The organism is Sedimentisphaera salicampi, from assembly GCF_002117005.1.
Taxonomy (GTDB): domain Bacteria; phylum Planctomycetota; class Phycisphaerae; order Sedimentisphaerales; family Sedimentisphaeraceae; genus Sedimentisphaera; species Sedimentisphaera salicampi.
This window is the reverse complement of sequence record NZ_CP021023.1, coordinates 67363-85768: the sequence shown is the minus strand read 5'-3', so window position 1 is coordinate 85768 and position 18406 is coordinate 67363. Positions and strand designations below refer to the sequence as shown.

Below are 18406 nucleotides of genomic sequence, written 5' to 3'. Positions count from 1 at the left end.
GAGCTTGAAGCTTTAAATGAATTGTGGTATTATCAACCTCTGTTCATATAAGAGAATTTTGCATAAGGAAAAATTATGGTAGCAAGAAAGGTTTACATATTATTGTCAGCCGCTCTTCTGCTTGCCGGCTGCTCTGCCAGCAAAACTGAGCAGGCTGTTCAAATTCTGCCTGATGAGATTGAATGGCAAAGCAATCCCAAAATGCATTCACTTCAAACAGCAACGTTAATCGGCGACCCCTCAGAGCCTGCCCCTTACGTTCAGCGGATAATGTTCCCGCCAAATTTTAAAATAGAGCCGCACAGACATCCGAATACACTGCGGCGAGTAACTGTTCTTTCAGGAAAGATACACTTTGCTTTCGGCGAGACTTTCGACAAATCAAAGCTCAGGGAAATGCCGGCCGGCAGCTTCTTTACAGAGCCCGCAAACAAGGCTCACTACGCCGAAACGAGGGAGGAAGGCGTATTGCTGGAGCTGCATGCCGTTGGGCCGGACGGCACTGAGTATGTAAAATAGATTTAAGCGGTGATGCAAAATCGCTTAAGCGGCATTCAGCCTCTGTTTTTTAATCTAAAAGCGGAGGAAAAGACCGCATTCAGGTAAATCAAACAAATCAAAACGATTCCACGTATCGCAGTTAAGGTTATATATAGCGTGTTTTGCTCACTTTTGTGAAAAACTATAACGAAATGTATTGATGTTAAGCACGAAAAACATATAATGATATGGGTTTTTTAAGGCTTATATATTAAGCCCTTAAACCGGAAAATCAAAACTGCTTGCAACTCCTGCCGGCCGCTGTTTTTTTCCCTTACAAAACAAGCTAAGCAGGGAGCAGTTTTTAATCGACTTTAAGCTTTAAGTTCAAGTGAGCTTAGAAAAACATATAATATGCAGATAACGATGGAGTTATTATGTCAAGAAAAATGGTAACTATAGACGGTAACACTGCTGCGGCACACGTAGCACATGCTACCAACGAGGTGATTGCGATTTATCCGATCACCCCATCCTCGCCCATGGGTGAGATTTCTGACGCAAAATCAGCAGCCGGCCAAAAAAATATCTGGGGTTCAGTCCCCTCGGTAACTGAGATGCAGTCAGAAGGCGGAGCAGCTGGAGCTGTCCACGGTGCTCTTGCGACAGGCGCACTTACAACCACATTCACCGCTTCTCAGGGCCTTCTTTTAATGATCCCGAATATGTACAAGATTGCCGGCGAGCTCTTGCCGACAGTTTTCCATGTTTCGGCCAGATCTCTTGCATGCCAGGCGCTGAGCATTTTCGGAGACCACTCGGATGTGATGGCCTGCCGCCAGACGGGCTTTGCAATGCTCTGCTCCAATTCTGTTCAGGAAGTTATGGATATGGCTCTGATTGCTCAGGCTTCAACGCTTGAATCAAGAGTTCCATTCGTACACTTCTTCGACGGTTTCCGTACGAGCCACGAAATCAAGAAGGTTGAAGAACTTGCTCTTGATGATATGAAGGCTCTTATAAATGATGACAAAGTACGCGAGCACAGGCAAAGAGGCCTCAGTCCGGATCATCCTGTAATCTCTGGTACTGCCCAAAATCCTGATGTTTATTTCCAGGGGCGTGAGACTGTAAACAAATACTACAATGCTGCTCCGGCCATAGTTCAGAAGGCTATGGACAAGTTTTATGAAGTTACAGGGCGCCAATACAAGCTGTTTGACTATGTGGGCGCAGAGGACGCTGAGAAGGTTATTATCGTTATGGGCTCAGGCGCTGATACAGTACACGAAACTGTAGAAGAGATGTCCGAAGCCGGGGAAAAAGTGGGCGTATTGAAAGTGCGTCTCTATCGGCCTTTCAGCGTTAAACACTTCATCAACGCCCTGCCGAAAACAGTTAAGAAGATTGCCGTTCTCGACAGAACAAAAGAGCCGGGCTCTGTTGGCGAACCGCTTTACGTGGATGTTCGCACAGCTATAGGCGAGGCAATGTCTGAAGGACTCACTGAATTCAAGGATTATCCTGTTACAGTGGGAGGACGCTACGGACTTGGCTCTAAAGAATTCACGCCGGCAATGGTCAAGGGAGTATTTGCAAACCTCGACCTCAAAGAGCCGATCAACAGCTTTGTTGTGGGAATTGAAGACGATGTTACAAATAAGAGCGTTGACTTTGATCCATCATTCAACCTCAAATCCGATGCGTTCGAGGCAATGTTCTACGGCCTCGGGTCTGACGGTACTGTAGGAGCAAACAAAAACTCAATCAAGATCATCGGCTCACTCACAGATAACTACGCCCAGGGCTACTTCGTTTACGATTCCAAGAAGGCCGGTGCTGTAACAGTATCTCACCTTCGCTTCGGCAAAAGCCTTCTGAGAAAGCCATATCTTATCAGCCAAGCGGATTTTGTGGCCTGTCATAACCCAAGCTTCCTTGAGAAGTATGATATGCTCAGCAACGCCAAAGACGAAGCAACATTCCTGCTGACAAGCTCACATGATGCCTCTGATGTATGGTGCACACTGCCCAAGCAGGTGCAGCAGCAGATTATAGACAAGAAGCTTAATTTCTACGTAATCGACGCTATCGGCATTGCAGAGAAGCTCGGGCTCGGTGCGAGAATCAACGTAATAATGCAGACAGCATTCTTCAAGATCAGCGAAGTTATACCTGCTGAAAAAGCGATTGATGCAATCAAAGACGCTATCAAGAAGACTTACGGCAAGAAGGGCGAAAAAGTCGTTCAGATGAACTCTGATGCAGTAGATGCTGCTGTAAACAGCGTTCAAAAGGTTAACGTGCCCTCTGATGCAACAAGCAAGAAAGAGATGGCGCAGGTTGTACCGGATGACGCACCTGAATTCGTTAAGGAAGTGCTTGCACCGATTCTCTCCGGCAAGGGCGACAGCGTGCCGGTGAGCAAGATGCCTGTGGACGGGAAATTCCCCACAGGAACAACCAAATACGAGAAACGCAATATTGCTGTAAACATCCCTGTATGGGAGCCGGAACTGTGTATTCAGTGCGGCCAGTGTTCGCTGGTGTGTCCGCATGCGGCTATTCGCGTTAAGGCATACGAAGAAGACAATCTGAAAAACGCACCTGAGACATTCAAGAGCGTTGATGCCAAGGGCAAAGACCTCAAGGGCATGAAGTTTACAGTTCAGGTAGCTCCGGAAGACTGCACAGGCTGCGGGGCATGCGTTGAGAACTGCCCGGGCAAGAGCAAGGAAATCGAAGGCAAGAAGGCAATCAATATGGAGCATCAGGAACCGCTTCGCGATTCAGAAGCAGAAAACTGGGACTTCTTCCTGAATCTGCCTAACACCGATCCTGATAAATACAAAGTTGCTTCTGTTAAGGGAAGTCAGTTTGTTGAGCCGCTGTTTGAATTCAGCGGAGCTTGCGCAGGCTGCGGCGAAACAGCTTATGTTAAGCTGCTCTCTCAGCTCTTCGGCGACCGTGCGGTAATCGGAAATGCTACCGGCTGCTCATCTATATACGGCGGAAACCTGCCAACCACACCTTACACGAAGAGGGCTGACGGATACGGGCCGGCATGGTCTAACAGCTTATTCGAAGACAATGCCGAATTCGGTATGGGTATGCGTCTTACAGCAGACCGCCTCAAGCAGCAGGCAATAGAGAAGCTCGATACGGCAGTAGAAAACGGCTGCGTTGATTCAGAGCTCGCTGAGCAGATCAAAGCAAACGTTTACACGAAAGACCAATCCGGCATTGAAGACCAGCGGGCGAGAGTTAAGAAGCTCAAGGCTGCCTGCGAGGGCTGCGGCGAGCTGGGCAAAGAGATAACAACGCTTGCTGATTACCTCGTACATAAGAGCGTATGGATTCTCGGCGGCGACGGCTGGGCATACGATATCGACAGCCACGGTGTTGACCATGTGCTTGCAAGCGGAAGCGATGTGAACCTGCTCGTGCTTGATACAGAGGTTTACTCCAACACAGGCGGGCAGATGTCTAAATCTACGCCGCTGGGTGCTGTGGCCAAGTTTGCCGCAGGCGGAAAGCAGATGCCGAAGAAAGATCTCGGTATGATCTCAATGACCTACGGCGGAATATACGTTGCCAAGGTGGCAGTGGGAGCGAATCCGAATCAGATGGTGAAGGCGTTCGTTGAAGCAGAAGCATACAACGGCCCGAGCATCATCCTCGCATACTCACACTGTATCGCTCACGGCATCAATATGACCTGCGGGCTCGACGAGCAGAAAAAGGCTGTAAACAGCGGCCACTGGCCTCTCTACAGATTCAATCCTGACCTCGCCTCTGAAGGCAAGAACCCGCTCAAGCTCGACAGCAAAGCGCCTACTATCGGATTCGATGAATTCGCCAAGGGCGAAAACCGCTGGAAGGTGCTGATGAAGAGCAATCCTGAGGCAGCTGAAAAGATGATGCAAGAAGGCTCTAAAGACGCCAAGAGGAAATTCTGCCTGCTTGAAAATATCGCTAATATGGAATGCGATAAGCAGTAAACTTTTCTCTCAGAAAAAATAAATCACATAAAGGCCGGACGAAATTCGTTCGGCCTTTTTTCTTGCAGCGGGAATTTATAGATATGACAGGCGGCTATGATTTCCTGCCGGTCTATATGCCAAGCAGCCCACCTAAAACTGCCGTCCAAATTTTGAAACATCTTCTCTTATAAATTTTTAAGCTTTTCTTCTGTTATACAAAACACCGCCCGCTAAGCCAAAAAACAATACCGTTGCCGGCTCGGGGACTTCGTGGAGAAATGTGTTTTGGTCTAAATATGCTCTTTCAAAATATATTTCAAAAGCTGCGCCGTTTTCCCAATAACCAGTTAAATTAAAAATCCCATTAGAAACATCATGGTTTTGGATTGAGAGATCATATCCATACAAATTTAAAATTCCGGTATTAACGTAAACTGATTCTACAGCCCCGCCAAAGAGATTTACAGCACTTGAATCATATACAGTTATTACATCAGCAGATCCTGAATGAAGATCAAATTTACTCGTGTCATGGGTAATTACAGAAAGACAGGACCCTCCAGACATTTCAACAATTGTTTGCTCCGATTGACCATCAAATATTCGAATATTTCCGTAAGACCCATTTTCAATCAATTGACTGCTGTTAATATTCCAATCAACCGCGCCCTCAGCGTTAAAAACAGCAAAACAAAACGCAAAAACAACCAACATCTTTTTCATTTTCAGCTCCTTAATTTCGCTTGGAAAATATTATTACCTTACATTTTTAGTACTTTTACTTTATCAAACCAAAAACGTTATTCAAAAAAAAAGATTATCTTATAAATTTTTAAGCTTTTCTTCTGTTATACAAAACACCGCCCGCTAAGCCAAAAAACAATACCGTTGCCGGCTCGGGGACTTCATGAAGGGTGATATATGAGGTACCCAAATATGGGTCTTCGGGAAAGACATCAGGCAAATAGCGTAAATAAATCTCAAATTCCTGCCCATTTTGCCAATAGCCAGAGAGCCAACCTGATTCCTGTTGGCCTCCCGATCGTACAAAATTGAAATCGAAACCATATATATTTACGCTGTTAGTTAATTCGTTTATCATAATAAATTCGATATCTCCACCATAAATATGAGCAGTACTTTGCTCGAACATCTCCCAACCCTGCGGATTACCCCCATGTAAATTCAAAACAGAAGAATCATATTGATGCAGCGTAGAAATTTCTCCATTGTAAAGATTAATAATGCTTGAATCATAGCTTCTCATCCAAGAAACCGCGGTTTGAGATCCTTCAACGTCCAACGTTGCCTCATTATATACGTTTATTTGGTCATAGACAGAATTGTTAATATTCTCATCTTCTTGTATTTCCCAAAGGGTAGAATACGCAGAAGCTGTTATAACAAAAAATATTAAAGCAATTATATTTGTTCTCATTTATTCGCCTTCCAAATTTCTATGCTTTTATGATTTATTCTTTTGCCTGCTTACGACTATTCCTGATGCTGAGCCTAAAAGCAGTATAGTTGACGGTTCGGGGACTTCATGGAGTATTATGTGGTCTTCCGGGATAAAGCTGTTGCGAAAGTTGATGGTAAACCATTCATCATCAACGCTGTAACCCTCAACCCATAAAGGCTCAATTTTCAATGAATAGCCATAGATATGCAGCAAAGAATCGTTATATATTCTTATGTTTGAAACATTTTCAGCTCCGTTGTGAAGGAAAACAGTGCTGCTGTCATACATATCTATTAAGTCTAAGCCTGCGTTAGCGTTTACTGAAACCACTGAATTGTTATATGTATCTAAGAAACTGATCTCGCAGCCGCTGCAATTAAGCTGAGCCGAATCGAAAATATTGCAAAAAGAAATGTCTCCACCCGTCATATTTACCACTGTCTGTTCAGGGGGGTTATCATAAATGTTTACGGCGAGATAAACATCTCCATCTTGAATTGATGCATCATCATAGATATCCCAATCAACCGCGCCCTCAGCGTTAAAAACAGCAAAACAAAACGCAAAAACAACCAACATCTTTTTCATTTTCAGCTCCTTAATTTCACTTAGAAAATTTTATCACCTTACATTTTTAGTATTTTTACTTTATCAAATCAAAAACGTTATTCAAGGAAAAAAAATAATATTATAAATTTTAAGCTTTTCTTCTGTTATACAAAACACCGCCCGCTAAGCCGAAAAACAATACCGTTGCCGGCTCGGGGACGATTATAATATTGGCCTTATCCCAGCTTTCAGAATCTCTAAAAGACACCGAGAAGGGAGAACCATCTTTCCAATAACCATTCATTATCACACCTTGCCCTCCCGCATCGTAAAGAGAATAAGAACTAACAAAGTAATTAACTACAGCTTCAGAAGAGATGCCGTATTGATATTCCAGCCCACCCCCATAGATATTGACTGTGCTGGCATCATTTGCAGTTAACCCGAAAATATTACCATCGTAAATATTAACCGTGCTCGAATCGTATAATTGAATTCCAGCTGAAACATCACCTCTGATTATTGCAAATTCAGCGGTATCAAACGTCTTTAAAATATTTATTCCGCCTCCAGTCATTTCAACAAAAGAATCACTGAAAACATTAACAGCTGAATAAACATCTCCATTCTGAATTGAGGCATCATCATAGATATCCCAATCAACAGCGCCATCAGAATTAAAAACAGCAAAACAAAACGCAAAAACAACCAACATCTTTTTCATTTTCAGCTCCTTAATTTTGCTTGGAAAATTTTAGTTACCTTACATTTTTAGTATTTTTACTTTATCAAATCAAAAACGTTATTCAAGAAAAAAAAAGGATTATTTTATAATTTTTAAGATTTTCTTCTGTTATACAAAACACCGCCTGCTGAAACAAGAAGCAGTACCGTTGCCGGCTCAGGGACTTCATGCAGGATTACTTGATCAGAATTGTAAGAGTATGAATTTCTAAAAACTAAAGAAAAGCTCTCACCATTTTCCCATTGTCCATTCAATAAATTGGGACTAACAAGCTCGTTGTAATCAAAGTTGTACCCATAAATATGCACTTTTGCGTTGTCATAAAGAAAGATGCTTGAACCATAGCTGCCGTTATGGATATAAGCTTGTGTTTCTTCGTACAAATACATTGTGGGAATATCTACAGAATCAGACATAACAACGCTTTGGTTATTTGCCTGTAAAGTACTTATGTCGCCGCCTTTATAATTCAGCGTCGCTGAATTGTTAATTGAACAAAGAGAAATGTCTCCACCCGTCATATTTACCACTGTCTGTTCAGGGGGGTTATCATAAATGTTTACGGCGAGATAAACATCTCCATCCTGAATTGAGGCATCATCATAGATATCCCAATCAACCGCGCCCTCAGCGTTAAAAACAGCAAAACAAACCGCAAAAACAACCAACATCTTTTTCATTTTCAGCTCCTTAATTTCGCTTGGAAATTTTATTACAATTTTAGTATTTTCACTTTATCAAATCAAAAACGTTATTCAAGAGAAAATATTCGCAACCTTTTCGTGTTTTCCTGCTTTCGGGAGTCCCAGCTGCCGAGCGTGCAGTGAACCTGCACAACTAATTTAATGAACATTCAGGGCAAACTAAAAATTCCGAGAAAATTTTCATTTTCCCGGAATTGATGTAAGTGTAAGAGGGTGCAGCTTTCAAATGCCTGGTTGCCCCCTGAAATGGTGTTTGCTTTTTATATTACTGCATAATCTTTTCTCTCATTGATATCTCCGCTGCGACACCGGAAGTAATATTAAGACAATCCTCTATTGTCTTATTAAGCTTCTTGTGTTCTTCGTTTTCTTTTGTAATCCTGTGCATCTCCAGAAGAGCTGAGTGAAGGCGATACAGCTCGTCTGCAGACGTTGAGAAAAGAATTTTCTCAACTTTTTTCTTCCCGTCATCACCTTTTTTTAGTACTAAATCCATAAGCCAATTTGATGCTGAGTTCAATCTTTTCATAAATGATTTCCCGTTATTACCCTTCATTAGCGTTTTTATTGCACAGTCTATAATTATAAAATTACATCTTTGATTTTGTATCAGGAACAAGACATTTCTTTTGTAATATATTTTAGTGAAATGATAGAGCAGAAGCCCTTCAGGGCGTAAGGAATAACCTACAAGCAGCCAGAATAGCTGTTTACCGGCAGAAAATTTCGAGCGGGCATAAACAGCCCGAACAAGCAAGGCAGGATACACTGGACACTGAGATCAGAAAATTCGATTTCTGCGGAAAGGCAAGAGAGGTCTGAAGCAAACAGCTCAGAGAGATAAAGCAGGTTATCCCCCTGCTAAAATCTTGCCGAATTACTTCAGACGGGTTTATATTGTAAAAAATATCCCGAAAACAGGGTCTTGGGAATGGGTTTAAGCTTGAAAATGCTTCTTTATTTGTTAGAATTCTGCGTCTATCTTTGCGCAGAGACCTTCGTACAGCAGTAAATTTATATGGTATCATAAATGTTTGAATCTCTAACAGATCGTTTCAACAGTGTATTTAAGTCGCTTTCAGGGCGCGGCAGGATAACTGAGTCTAACATCTCAGACGCAATGCGAGAAGTTCGCAAGGCTCTTCTCGAGGCGGATGTTAATTATCAGGTAGCCAAGCAGTTCTGCAAAGACGTTCGCGAGGCTGCGCTCGGGGCGGAGGTAGTACAAAGCTTAAAACCCGGGCAGGTTCTGATCAAGATCGTTCAGGATGAGCTTACAAAGCTCATGGGGCCTGAGGGCAGCGATATATACTACGTATCCCCAGGGCCAACAGTTATAATGCTTGCCGGCCTTCAGGGCTGCGGTAAAACAACCACTGCCGCCAAGCTGGCAAACTACGTGAGAAGCGAGGGGAAAAAGCCGCAGATGGTGGCCGTAGATCTCCAGAGACCGGCTGCTATAGAGCAGCTGAGAACCCTCGGCGAGCAGATTGATGTGCCGGTGTACTGCGAGGAGAGCAAGGATTCGGTAAAGGTTGCCAAGAACGGACTCAAAGACGCAAAGAAAAACGATGCGGATGTGGTAATCCTCGATACCGCCGGCAGGCTCCACGTAGATCAGGAGCTGATGGACGAGGTTTCTAATGTGGCCAAAGCCACCTCGCCTCACCAAATATATCTCGTTTGCGATTCAATGACTGGTCAGGATGCGGTTAATTCTGCGAAGGAATTCAACGAACGGCTCGAGCTGGACGGTGTGATCCTTACGAAGCTCGACGGCGATGCAAGAGGCGGAGCGGCGCTGAGCGTTAAGGCTGTAACGGGCAAGCCGATAAAATTCGCAGGCGTTGGCGAGAAAATCGAAGACCTGCAGAAATTCCATCCGGACAGAATGGCCGGCAGAATCCTCGGGATGGGGGATGTGGTATCGCTTGTGGAGAAAGCACAAAGCGAATACGATGAAAAAGAAGCAGACAAGCTCAAAAATAAAATGGCCGAGGGAAAATTCGGCCTCGATGACTTCCTCAAGCAGATGTCTAAAATCAAAAACATGGGCGGGATAATGAGCATGATGAAAATGCTCCCCGGTATGGCCGGCAAGATGGATGATTTAGACGTTGATGAAAAGGAATTCAAACGGATCGAAGCTATAATCCGCTCTATGACATACACCGAACGAAAAGATCCCGAGGTATTGAACGCCTCAAGGCGCAGGCGTATCGCCGCCGGTTGCGGTCTTACTGTAAACGATGTTTCCGGGCTTATCAAAACATTCAAGAGAAGCCGCGATATGATGAAAATGATGGCCTCAGGCGAGGGCGGCTCAATGAGCGCTATGAAGGGAATGCTGAGCGGCGATATGAGTATGTTCAATGCCATGGGCGGAGCTGGGAAGCAGAAGAAAAGGTCTAAGCGCAAGAAGGTAAAGGTTCGCGGAAAGAAGCGTAAGAAACGCTGATAGAGCCATGAAGAATATCGAGGAATATCTTGAACAGGTTACCTCGCTCCAAGGCGACAGCTTCGGGCTTATGGTAAGGCGGCAGTTTTCCGATATCCTTTCGGGAGCCTCGGAGCTTGCGGCGCTTGCCTGTCCAACTCAGCAGGAAGCAGAAGACCTGAGAAAAGCTGTTGCAATTATGACAGAATCGGAGAAAAAAGACGCTGAGAATCTCGGCGATGAAAAAATAAGAGCTATATCGGAAGATGCTGGGATAGATGAAGCCCTGCTTTCGATATTTATAAACGGGTATGCATTATATTGTAAACGTGTTCGCGGCAGTGAGCCGCGGAATTAAATTATATACTTTTTACAGGAGCTGAAATATGGCAGTAAAATTAAGAATGACGAGGATGGGCAGAAGGCACCGCCCGTTCTTCCGTATCAACGCAGTGGAATCCACTACGCCCAGAGACGGCAGGATCCTTGAGAAAGTTGGGCATTACGACCCTCTCAAGAAAGACAAGGACAGCCAGATCGAGCTGGACACAGAAAAGGCCAAGAAATGGATCGACAAGGGCGCTGTGCCTTCGGATACAGTAGCGCAGATTCTCGAAAAGTTCGAGATTGAGTGCCCAACGTACAAGCGTAAGAAGGCTCGCAAGGAAAGGGCGAAGGCTCTTGCCCGCAAGAAAGGCGTGCCATTTACAAAGCAGGAAAAACTCGCTGTTGCTAAAGCCAAAACCGACAAGGCAGAAGCCGAGGCCAGGGAAAAGGCTAAAGCTGAAAAAGCCGAAGCAGAAAAGGCTGAATAAGCCTGACTTGCCAAATGAGATTTGATATTCTTACTCTTTTCCCCGAGATGTTTGCCTCACCAATGGGCAGCTCGATTCTCAAACGCGGCCAGGAAACCGGGGCGTTTGAGATAGCTCTTTCAAATATTAGAGACTTTACAGACAACCCTCACCGCAAGGTGGACGACAAGCCGTACGGCGGAGGTCCTGGGATGGTGATGATGTGTGAGCCGGTTTTCCGGTGCTTCGAGCACGTTGCCGAGCAGGGGCCAAAGCCAGGGAGAGTGCTGCTGATGACCCCTCAGGGCAGGCAGTATGACCAGAAGATGGCAGAAGAACTCAGCAGAGAAGAGAGGGTTGTGATAATAGCCGGAAGATATGAAGGCTTTGATGAACGAATCCGCGATGGGCTCGGCGCTGAGCAGGTGTCTATCGGAGATTATGTGCTCACAGGCGGCGAACTGCCTGCAATGGTGGTTGTGGACTCAGTGGCAAGGCTGCTGGAAGGCGTGCTGGGAGATGAAGATTCTGCAAAAGATGAATCATTCTCCAACGGCCTGCTTGAATATCCGCACTACACAAGGCCGGAGAACTACCGGGGGATGACTGTTCCGGAGGTGCTCTTAAGCGGACATCACAAGAATATCGAAGAATGGCGGCGTGAAAAATCGCTTGAACGGACAAAGGCTGTAAGGCCGGATTTGTTTGAGAAATACAAAGATAACAGTAAATATCAGGAGAATAATCGTGAAAACTGAATTATTAAATGCTGTAGAATCAGCGAGCCTTAAGAAAAATGTGCCCTATTTCGAAATAGGAGATACTGTTGAGGTTCACTGCAGAATACAAGAAGGAAACAAGACAAGGGTGCAGGTTTTCAGCGGCGTAGTGATTGCAAGGAAAGGCAGCGGGATAAACGAAAGCTTCACCGTTCGCCGAATGATTGCAGATCAGGGTGTTGAACGTGTATTCCCGCTTCATTCGCCGAATGTGGTGGATGTTGTGCCGATAAGAAGCGCCAAAGTGAGAAGGGCAAAGCTGTACTTCCTCCGCCAAAGAGCGGGCAAGGCTGTACGCCTCAAACAGAGGCACTCAAAGCACACCGCAGTAAGGAAAACAAAATAAAGAATCAATATACGGCCGCAGAACTCAATGCGGCCGTTTTTTTATCTTCTCTTCAGATTTATGCAAGGCTTTGCTCATATATTCTTTAGAAGGAAACTGCTCAAAAACAGCTCCGCACTAGGGAGCTGGGGGGAGAAATTTGCAGCGGGAATACTGAAGAGAAAAGGCCACCGCCTGATATGCTCAAACTACCGCAAGGGCAGATACGAAATAGACCTGATCAGCTCTGATAAAGAGGGGAGAATTGTTTTTACGGAAGTAAAAACCCGCCGTAAGGAAGGGCTCAAACCCACAGAGCGGGCTGTAGATAAGGACAAAAAGAAATTCCTTAAACAGGCAGCAAAGGCATTCCTCAGGGAAAATGGGCTTCGTGAAAGAAAATTTCAGTTTGATATTATCACAATCATACTGCCTCCTAAAGGACGCCCTGAAACCAAACACATCCAAAAGGCCTTCCGCTGATTGAAAATTTTTTATAATCGCAGAATCCAGCTAATATCGCATTGAAAATACCGACGCATAGATGTCCTAAAATGAGATGGCGAAATTAACCTGCTGGAAAATAAGTTAGATTTGGAAGGACAGGCGACGACCGGATTCGAACCGGTGAATATCGGTTTTGCAAACCGACGCCTTAGACCACTTGGCCACGTCGCCGTTGATTTCAGAGCAAAAATGGGCCCACTTGGACTCGAACCAAGGACCGACGGATTATGAGTCCGTAGCTCTAACCAACTGAGCTATGGGCCCCTGAAACTATAGCTAAAGCAAAGAAAACCCCGATAAGATTTAATTACCGGGGCTTCAAATGGGCCGGGTTGGATTCGAACCAACGAAGGCTCTCGCCAACGGGTTTACAGCCCGTCCCCTTTAGCCACTCGGGCACCGACCCTGTTTATCAAGGGAATACGGCATTTTATGGATTCGTCCCGAGTTTTCAACCGGAAAATATTAAATTACTCACAAAATAATAAAAATATTTTGCTTCAGATATCAAGCAAGCTTATCAGCCGCCCTGCTTACGAGCTCTGTTATCGGAATGTTATTCGGGCAGGCCCTTTCGGCTGCGGAAAAATCTGCGGATGCAAACTGCTGCCTGTAAGCCGTCGGAATCTCGCTGAAGGTCTCTACAGCCATCTCGTGCTCGCCGTAGCTGTCGTTATACATCAAAGCCCGCATTGCATCAGCGATATACGGATTGCCTGAGGCCTTGGAGCAAATCTCAGAGCAGCCTGCGCAGTAGCCGTCGCAATTGGCTTTGGCGATTTCGCCGAGCTTTTGATGGTCGCTGAAAGAGAGCTTTTCATCTCTGAGCACAGCCTTGAGATTCTCGCTGAACTCTTTCACACTCTTCATTCCAACGCAGGCAGACGCGAAGCGGTCGTCTGAAAGGATAGCCTTTATTTTAGCCTGTGCCGGGGTCATTCCCTTTTCGAGGAACTGAGAGGCTATATTCTTGTCGTCGTCTTTCTCTATATCTGCGTTTCTCGCCATTACCTTCATTGCCACAAGCCCAATTCCGGCCTTATTAGCAGCCTCAACAGCCTTATTCATCTTATCCTGCTGCATCAGCTTGAAGTTGTAGCTGCACATAATCGCATCGATGTACCCGCTCTCAGCACAGGCGTGCAAACATTCTTCAATATTACTGTGGGTAGTGATCCCGAAGAATTTAATTTTCTTTTCTTCCTTGGCTTTCTGAGCCCATTCCTTTAGCTCATCTGTGAGCTGCTCAGGACGAGACATAGCGTGGATGCCGTAGTAGATGTCGATGTAGTCTGTGTTCATTCTTTTGAAAGAGGTTTGAAGGCGGTCGTCTCTGCCAGCATTATCACGGGCTCCGGAGGCCTTAGAAGCAATGATAATCTTCTTTCTCAGCTCAGGCTTTCTCTCGAAGAATTTCCCGATGCCAAGCTCGCTGTTCCCGCCGGCATATCCATGGGCAGTATCCCAATAGTTGGCGCCTTTCATTGCAGAGGCCAGCAGCACGGATTGATTATTCACGGCATTGTACATAATTCCGGGAGCCAAAGTTGGAACCTTAAGCCCTGTTTTGCCCAGAGTTCTCTGGAGGACGGGGCTTTTCTTTTCCTCACCCTTCTTTTCACAGTCTTTTTTGTCTTTCGGCTCAGCGTAAACTTTGTACGAAGTACCAGCCACGCCGGCAGCGCCAACTGCCTTGATGAAATTTCTTCTGTTAAAATCGGTCATAATGTGTTTCCCCTGTAAAAGTTAATATAGTATTACTAAAGCACCAGACGCTTATGGGCTTTAGGAATCTTTCGTTATTTGGTTCAGCCTACGAGCCTAAGACAAGTCGGCTTTCTGGGTCTCTGGATTCGCCTTCAGCGGTTACCCTTATTGCTCTTTTACCGCTTACCGGGCACTCATGTTCGCAGATACCGCAGCCAATGCATCTGTCTATCTCAACTGCGGGTCTCTGGAGATGAGCTAAAACCTCAATTTTATCGCCCGAACCGGCTTTGGTAACCTCTCCATCAACTATTACATTTTTGCCGTTAATGGTTTTGATCCTGAATTCTTCTCCACCAGCGGATATGTAGTAATCGCCTGTTGCATAAGCGGGGCTTATATCTGAAACCACCTGCAAAGAGCTCTCACCCTCAGAAATATCCACGCCATCAATCTCATATGAATAATTCCTCACGCGTTCGTAAACATCGATAGTATAAATGGCCTTCGGGCTCACAGGGCAATTCTCCTGACAAACAATGCACGGCTTGTTCATAGCCCAAGGAAGACAGCGTGAACGGTCCACAAAGGCTGTGCCCAGTTTTACCGGCCCCTTATCTGCAAACTCGCCTGTTCCGTGTTTTTCGTCGAGGGTGAGGTGTTTTATGGCCCCTGTTGGGCAAACCGCTCCGCAGCTTGTGCAGTTCTGCTGGCAGCCGCTTGTGCCAATTCTGTTGTTCAATACGGGCGTCCACATCACCTCAAGCCCTTTGGATATCGGAGCGGGCTGAAGGACGTTCGAGGGGCATACCCTTATGCACTGCCCGCATTTTATACATCTCTGAAGGAAGTCCTCTTCTTTGAGCGATCCTGGCGGGCGTATGTTGGAGCTGTCCCAGTTGCTGCCGCTGGATTTATCGGCCGCTTTAACTACGTAAGAACCTGCCCCGCCTGCGGCAAGCGATATAAGCACTCCGCGGCGTGAGATATCAGGCTTGGATTCGGCCTTGCACTCTCCTGCGGGCAGATAACCTACCACCTCATCCGGGCAGACCTCACGGCAATTGAAGCAAAGCATACATTCGCTCAGCTTTGTAGAAGTTTTGGGGGTTGCAGAGCCGTGACAGGTTTTATTGCACAGGCCGCACATCCTGCATTCATCCTGCACCTTTGCCACCCTGAACATACTGAATCTGCTGAAGATTCCAAGCAATGCTCCCAGCGGACATACAAATTTGCAGAAAAACCGCGGACGTATAATATTCAAAAGCGTAAATGCGGCGAAAACAGCGAATATTCCGAGGCCAAATTCATAATGCCGGGTGAAATCGCCTGAGCCGATATAATCTGCAATCGGCATAACAGCGATATTTACAGACCTGTGGAAAAGCGGGATCGGGTCTAAAAGCCCCGTCAGAAGTGTGCTCGAAAGCCCTGTAACCGCAGCGCCGAGAAAAATCAGCAATACGTAATACTTAACAGACTGAAACTTGCTGTACTCATTTGCCTTGAGCAGCTCTGAGCTCTTGCGTCCGCGCCATGAGAGCCAGCTTACCAGCTGATGGAACGCCCCGAAAGGGCAAATCCAGCCGCAGAAAAAACGACCGAGAAAAACAGTGGCAATAAGTATCACTCCCCCTGTTATAAGGCCGGCATGAAGGCTGCCTGAGGCCAAAGCCGTACTAACGGCGGCAAGCGGGTCTGCCCCGAGGAAAAGATTTACCGGCCAGCCCCTGATTTCATAGAAGGCTGTTCCAAGCTGAATAGTAATCGAGAGCCATATAAAAAGCAGAAGAAATACTGCCTGACTCACCTTCCTTGCGGTTGTGATCTTCATAACTTCGCCTCCATAAGGCCAGCTTTATTCAAATCCATAGTACCAACGCCTGCCTCCTGAGCCAACGCAAGATAAGGCAGGGAACCAGGCTCCCTTTCAAGGAGCGAAACGCCGAGTGTATCTGCGGCGAGCATATCAGTGCTTGCTATGAGTGTGTTTGTGTCTTTGAGGTCTGAAAGGCTTCCGCCTGTAGGGCCGTTTCTCATCATAGTTACCACACCATCCAAAACCACGAGACTGGGCTTTACCATAACAGCAAGCTCTTTGATAATTCCGTTTATATCCTGATGAAATATGTTTCTTCGGCCTCCGAGAAGGCCGTACCAGTTTTTCATTGTCATTGATGCCCCGCTTCGATGATGATCTTTCACAGGAGCAACACCAATCAGCTTATCCGCCCTTTTCAGCGGATCGTTAAACAGCGGCCAATCCACTATAAGCCCGCCTCCGGAAAGCGTGTATTTTGAAAACATCGAATCAGAAGGAATCAAAACTTTTGCCCCCGCCCTTTCGGCTGCCTTGCTTATGCCGCTTATCATAAAGCAGCTCTGGGGGCTGTTGATTGGATTATCGAACACCAGTACTTCTTTAGCTCCTGCCTCGAAACACATCTTAGAGAGCTCGTAAACCAGATCTGGGCTTGTTGTTGCTCCGAGCGATTCCGGAGATGCGAATGCCACGTTTGGCTTCAGCGCAACCACATCGCCCTTTTCTATAAATCTTTCCATCCCGCCAAGCATAGCCACGGCTTTTCTGGCCAGCTCAGGCCTTGAAGAACCCGAAACTGAGGCAATGGTTTTGCCGTCGATTTTTTCAACAGAAAAATCCGGCATTGAAAAACCGTTCTCTGAGCCCTTTTCACCATCCCCTGCCGAATAGAGCCCTACAGCTCCTGCGGTAAGGGCGGCCAAAGTTCCGGCCCTTGCAGCATTCCAAACAAACTCCCTTCTATTCTGCATTTTCATCAGTTTCTCCTTTAACAGCAGCAACTAAGCTGAGAAGTTTTTCTTTGGCAGGTTCCAAGTTTTCTACTTCATGAACACCTGCAAACACGTCCCCGTCAACGTAAAAGTATTCTTTCAGACCGAAAAATTCATACGTCCTTGATTTTTCGCTTTTTTCTGCAAGGTTGTAGCCGTTTTGGCTTAGAAAAGAATCGTAAACACTTAGCAGTTCTAACGCCTCTTCGCTGCTTTTGCATTTGCTCCAGAAAAGCGACCGGCCTTCTGAGGAGGCAATCATTATATTATTGAGGCCTTCCGCCCCAAAGGTGTTATCAAGGCTGAGCTTTACGGTTTTATGATCCAGAACATCACTGCCGTTCAGAAATGAAACCGCTTCGGGAAGGTCATCAGCTGGCGAACCGGCCATCTCACGCCCGCATTTAATCATCTCAGCTACGAGCTCTTCGGAGGCGCTTGAACCTACAAATTCAAAATACCTGCTGCCGGCAAAAGCGAAATAGCCGTTTTCAGTGCGGTATTCCCAGAGCGGATTATGAATCCCCTTGTATATCGCCTCCGGCCTGCGCTGAGTGCTGAAGACGTAGAATGCAGCCTCGGAACCTGCCATATGGTAAATATTTGCCTCAAACCAGAGATCCGGGTTAGCCTTAAGGGCAAACCTCGTACTGCTTAGCTCTTCGAACCCTGCATCAGTATAGAGGGGGGCCTTCCCGTTGATCTTTTCGTAGAGAGTTTCTTCATTGTAAGTTTTTTCAGGTGTAAATATCTTGAAGCCTTCGGGGACATCCCCTGGAGCAGATTCAGCAGAAGAACCCTCTTTGCCCGCCTGGGCCTCTGAAGATACTCCTGCGGAAGGTTTCAAGCCGTATTTGGACATATCAAAATCATTCTGCTTAATCAAAACCCCCAGCACCGCTGCAGCGATAATGCCAAGACAAACTGCAGACATAGTGCTCTCAAGTTTTCTGTTACGTTTGAAATCTGCCAATGAAACCCCCTTTGTTTAATTCTGAGCCGGCTTTAAATAATACAAAACCGGCAATGGAAGGTCAGTACTGATTAAATATGCTTGAACGCCCCCTGAAATTCGAAAAAATCTCCTGCATAACTGCAGGGTTATGTAAACAGCTCT

Annotated in this window: 18 protein-coding genes and 3 tRNA genes; 8 read left to right on the top strand and 13 right to left on the bottom strand. The window is 45.9% G+C overall.

Annotated features, from left to right (window positions below):
* Nucleotides 1-75: 75 nt before the first annotated feature.
* Both STSP1_RS00325 and nifJ read left to right on the top strand, forming a co-directional pair.
* Nucleotides 76-519 (top strand): cupin domain-containing protein, encoded by a 444-nt coding sequence (locus STSP1_RS00325; protein ID WP_085754434.1) that lies wholly within the window; start codon nt 76-78, stop codon nt 517-519.
* Nucleotides 520-917: 398 nt separating this feature from the next.
* Nucleotides 918-4481: a pyruvate:ferredoxin (flavodoxin) oxidoreductase gene (gene nifJ, locus STSP1_RS00320; protein ID WP_085754433.1), complete on the top strand. Its 3564-nt coding sequence runs from the start codon at nt 918-920 to the stop codon at nt 4479-4481.
* Nucleotides 4482-4658: 177 nt separating this feature from the next.
* Here nifJ and STSP1_RS00315 read toward each other — a convergent pair whose 3' ends face one another.
* From STSP1_RS00315 to STSP1_RS12360, 6 genes are all read right to left on the bottom strand, one after another.
* On the bottom strand, nt 4659-5186 hold the full coding sequence (locus STSP1_RS00315; RefSeq protein WP_085754432.1) for a PEP-CTERM sorting domain-containing protein: 528 nt from the start codon (nt 5184-5186) through the stop codon (nt 4659-4661).
* A gap of 109 nt (nt 5187-5295) precedes the next feature.
* Entirely contained in the window at nt 5296-5901 is a 606-nt protein-coding gene (locus STSP1_RS00310) for a PEP-CTERM sorting domain-containing protein (RefSeq protein ID WP_085754431.1), read from the bottom strand.
* A 27-nt stretch (nt 5902-5928) separates the two neighbouring features.
* Nucleotides 5929-6513, bottom strand: coding sequence for a PEP-CTERM sorting domain-containing protein (locus STSP1_RS00305; protein ID WP_085754430.1), 585 nt, complete (start codon nt 6511-6513; stop codon nt 5929-5931).
* A 109-nt stretch (nt 6514-6622) separates the two neighbouring features.
* Nucleotides 6623-7198 carry a PEP-CTERM sorting domain-containing protein gene (locus STSP1_RS00300; protein ID WP_085754429.1) on the bottom strand — a complete coding sequence of 192 codons (576 nt, stop codon included), beginning with the start codon at nt 7196-7198 and terminating at the stop codon, nt 6623-6625.
* Between the two features lie 113 nt (nt 7199-7311).
* A complete protein-coding gene (locus tag STSP1_RS00295) occupies nt 7312-7899 on the bottom strand; it encodes a PEP-CTERM sorting domain-containing protein (protein WP_085754428.1) in 588 nt (195 codons plus the stop codon).
* A gap of 289 nt (nt 7900-8188) precedes the next feature.
* Nucleotides 8189-8452, bottom strand: a complete 264-nt coding sequence (locus STSP1_RS12360; RefSeq protein WP_123806938.1) for a hypothetical protein — start codon at nt 8450-8452, stop codon at nt 8189-8191.
* Between the two features lie 501 nt (nt 8453-8953).
* Here STSP1_RS12360 and ffh point away from each other — a divergent pair.
* The 6 genes from ffh to STSP1_RS00260 are packed head-to-tail and all read left to right on the top strand — an operon-like array spanning nt 8954 to nt 12741.
* On the top strand, nt 8954-10381 hold the full coding sequence (gene ffh / locus STSP1_RS00285) for a signal recognition particle protein (RefSeq protein ID WP_085754426.1): 1428 nt from the start codon (nt 8954-8956) through the stop codon (nt 10379-10381).
* Between the two features lie 7 nt (nt 10382-10388).
* Nucleotides 10389-10718 (top strand): hypothetical protein, encoded by a 330-nt coding sequence (locus tag STSP1_RS00280; RefSeq protein ID WP_085754425.1) that lies wholly within the window; start codon nt 10389-10391, stop codon nt 10716-10718.
* Nucleotides 10719-10746: 28 nt separating this feature from the next.
* The gene (rpsP, locus tag STSP1_RS00275; protein WP_085754424.1) at nt 10747-11175 is read left to right on the top strand and encodes a 30S ribosomal protein S16; all 429 of its coding nucleotides are present in this window, start codon (nt 10747-10749) and stop codon (nt 11173-11175) included.
* Between the two features lie 14 nt (nt 11176-11189).
* Entirely contained in the window at nt 11190-11912 is a 723-nt protein-coding gene (gene trmD, locus STSP1_RS00270; protein WP_085754423.1) for a tRNA (guanosine(37)-N1)-methyltransferase TrmD, read from the top strand.
* Complete coding sequence (rplS, locus tag STSP1_RS00265; RefSeq protein WP_085754422.1) at nt 11902-12279, top strand: 50S ribosomal protein L19; 378 nt, start codon at nt 11902-11904, stop codon at nt 12277-12279. The genes trmD and rplS overlap by 11 nt, the downstream gene beginning before the upstream one ends.
* Before the next feature lie 27 nt (nt 12280-12306).
* Nucleotides 12307-12741, top strand: a complete 435-nt coding sequence (locus tag STSP1_RS00260) for a YraN family protein (RefSeq protein ID WP_085754421.1) — start codon at nt 12307-12309, stop codon at nt 12739-12741.
* Nucleotides 12742-12862: 121 nt separating this feature from the next.
* Here STSP1_RS00260 and STSP1_RS00255 read toward each other — a convergent pair.
* From STSP1_RS00255 to STSP1_RS00225, 7 genes are all read right to left on the bottom strand, one after another.
* Nucleotides 12863-12936: transfer RNA gene (locus tag STSP1_RS00255), tRNA-Cys, on the bottom strand.
* Between the two features lie 19 nt (nt 12937-12955).
* Nucleotides 12956-13029: transfer RNA gene (locus tag STSP1_RS00250), tRNA-Ile, on the bottom strand.
* Between the two features lie 59 nt (nt 13030-13088).
* Nucleotides 13089-13171 (bottom strand) — tRNA-Tyr (locus tag STSP1_RS00245).
* Between the two features lie 101 nt (nt 13172-13272).
* Nucleotides 13273-14490, bottom strand: a complete 1218-nt coding sequence (locus tag STSP1_RS00240; protein ID WP_085754420.1) for an aldo/keto reductase — start codon at nt 14488-14490, stop codon at nt 13273-13275.
* 88 nt (nt 14491-14578) lie between these two features.
* Nucleotides 14579-16309, bottom strand: coding sequence for a 4Fe-4S binding protein (locus tag STSP1_RS00235; RefSeq protein ID WP_085754419.1), 1731 nt, complete (start codon nt 16307-16309; stop codon nt 14579-14581).
* Nucleotides 16306-17274, bottom strand: coding sequence for a DUF362 domain-containing protein (locus STSP1_RS00230; RefSeq protein WP_085754418.1), 969 nt, complete (start codon nt 17272-17274; stop codon nt 16306-16308). The genes STSP1_RS00235 and STSP1_RS00230 overlap by 4 nt, the downstream gene beginning before the upstream one ends.
* Nucleotides 17258-18262 carry a DUF6599 family protein gene (locus tag STSP1_RS00225; RefSeq protein WP_085754417.1) on the bottom strand — a complete coding sequence of 335 codons (1005 nt, stop codon included), beginning with the start codon at nt 18260-18262 and terminating at the stop codon, nt 17258-17260. Before STSP1_RS00225 ends, STSP1_RS00230 begins: the two co-directional genes overlap by 17 nt.
* Between the last annotated feature and the right edge of the window lie 144 nt (nt 18263-18406).

What these genes read in the sequence shown, in the direction of transcription:
- STSP1_RS00325 (WP_085754434.1), top strand. Translation starts at nt 76, where the DNA reads ATGGTAGCAAGAAAGGTTTACATATTATTGTCAGCCGCTCTTCTGCTT.
- nifJ (WP_085754433.1), top strand. Translation starts at nt 918, where the DNA reads ATGTCAAGAAAAATGGTAACTATAGACGGTAACACTGCTGCGGCACAC.
- STSP1_RS00315 (WP_085754432.1), bottom strand. Translation starts at nt 5,186, where the DNA reads ATGAAAAAGATGTTGGTTGTTTTTGCGTTTTGTTTTGCTGTTTTTAAC.
- STSP1_RS00310 (WP_085754431.1), bottom strand. Translation starts at nt 5,901, where the DNA reads ATGAGAACAAATATAATTGCTTTAATATTTTTTGTTATAACAGCTTCT.
- STSP1_RS00305 (WP_085754430.1), bottom strand. Translation starts at nt 6,513, where the DNA reads ATGAAAAAGATGTTGGTTGTTTTTGCGTTTTGTTTTGCTGTTTTTAAC.
- STSP1_RS00300 (WP_085754429.1), bottom strand. Translation starts at nt 7,198, where the DNA reads ATGAAAAAGATGTTGGTTGTTTTTGCGTTTTGTTTTGCTGTTTTTAAT.
- STSP1_RS00295 (WP_085754428.1), bottom strand. Translation starts at nt 7,899, where the DNA reads ATGAAAAAGATGTTGGTTGTTTTTGCGGTTTGTTTTGCTGTTTTTAAC.
- STSP1_RS12360 (WP_123806938.1), bottom strand. Translation starts at nt 8,452, where the DNA reads ATGAAAAGATTGAACTCAGCATCAAATTGGCTTATGGATTTAGTACTA.
- ffh (WP_085754426.1), top strand. Translation starts at nt 8,954, where the DNA reads ATGTTTGAATCTCTAACAGATCGTTTCAACAGTGTATTTAAGTCGCTT.
- STSP1_RS00280 (WP_085754425.1), top strand. Translation starts at nt 10,389, where the DNA reads ATGAAGAATATCGAGGAATATCTTGAACAGGTTACCTCGCTCCAAGGC.
- rpsP (WP_085754424.1), top strand. Translation starts at nt 10,747, where the DNA reads ATGGCAGTAAAATTAAGAATGACGAGGATGGGCAGAAGGCACCGCCCG.
- trmD (WP_085754423.1), top strand. Translation starts at nt 11,190, where the DNA reads ATGAGATTTGATATTCTTACTCTTTTCCCCGAGATGTTTGCCTCACCA.
- STSP1_RS00260 (WP_085754421.1), top strand. Translation starts at nt 12,307, where the DNA reads ATGCGGCCGTTTTTTTATCTTCTCTTCAGATTTATGCAAGGCTTTGCT.
- STSP1_RS00240 (WP_085754420.1), bottom strand. Translation starts at nt 14,490, where the DNA reads ATGACCGATTTTAACAGAAGAAATTTCATCAAGGCAGTTGGCGCTGCC.
- STSP1_RS00235 (WP_085754419.1), bottom strand. Translation starts at nt 16,309, where the DNA reads ATGAAGATCACAACCGCAAGGAAGGTGAGTCAGGCAGTATTTCTTCTG.
- STSP1_RS00230 (WP_085754418.1), bottom strand. Translation starts at nt 17,274, where the DNA reads ATGAAAATGCAGAATAGAAGGGAGTTTGTTTGGAATGCTGCAAGGGCC.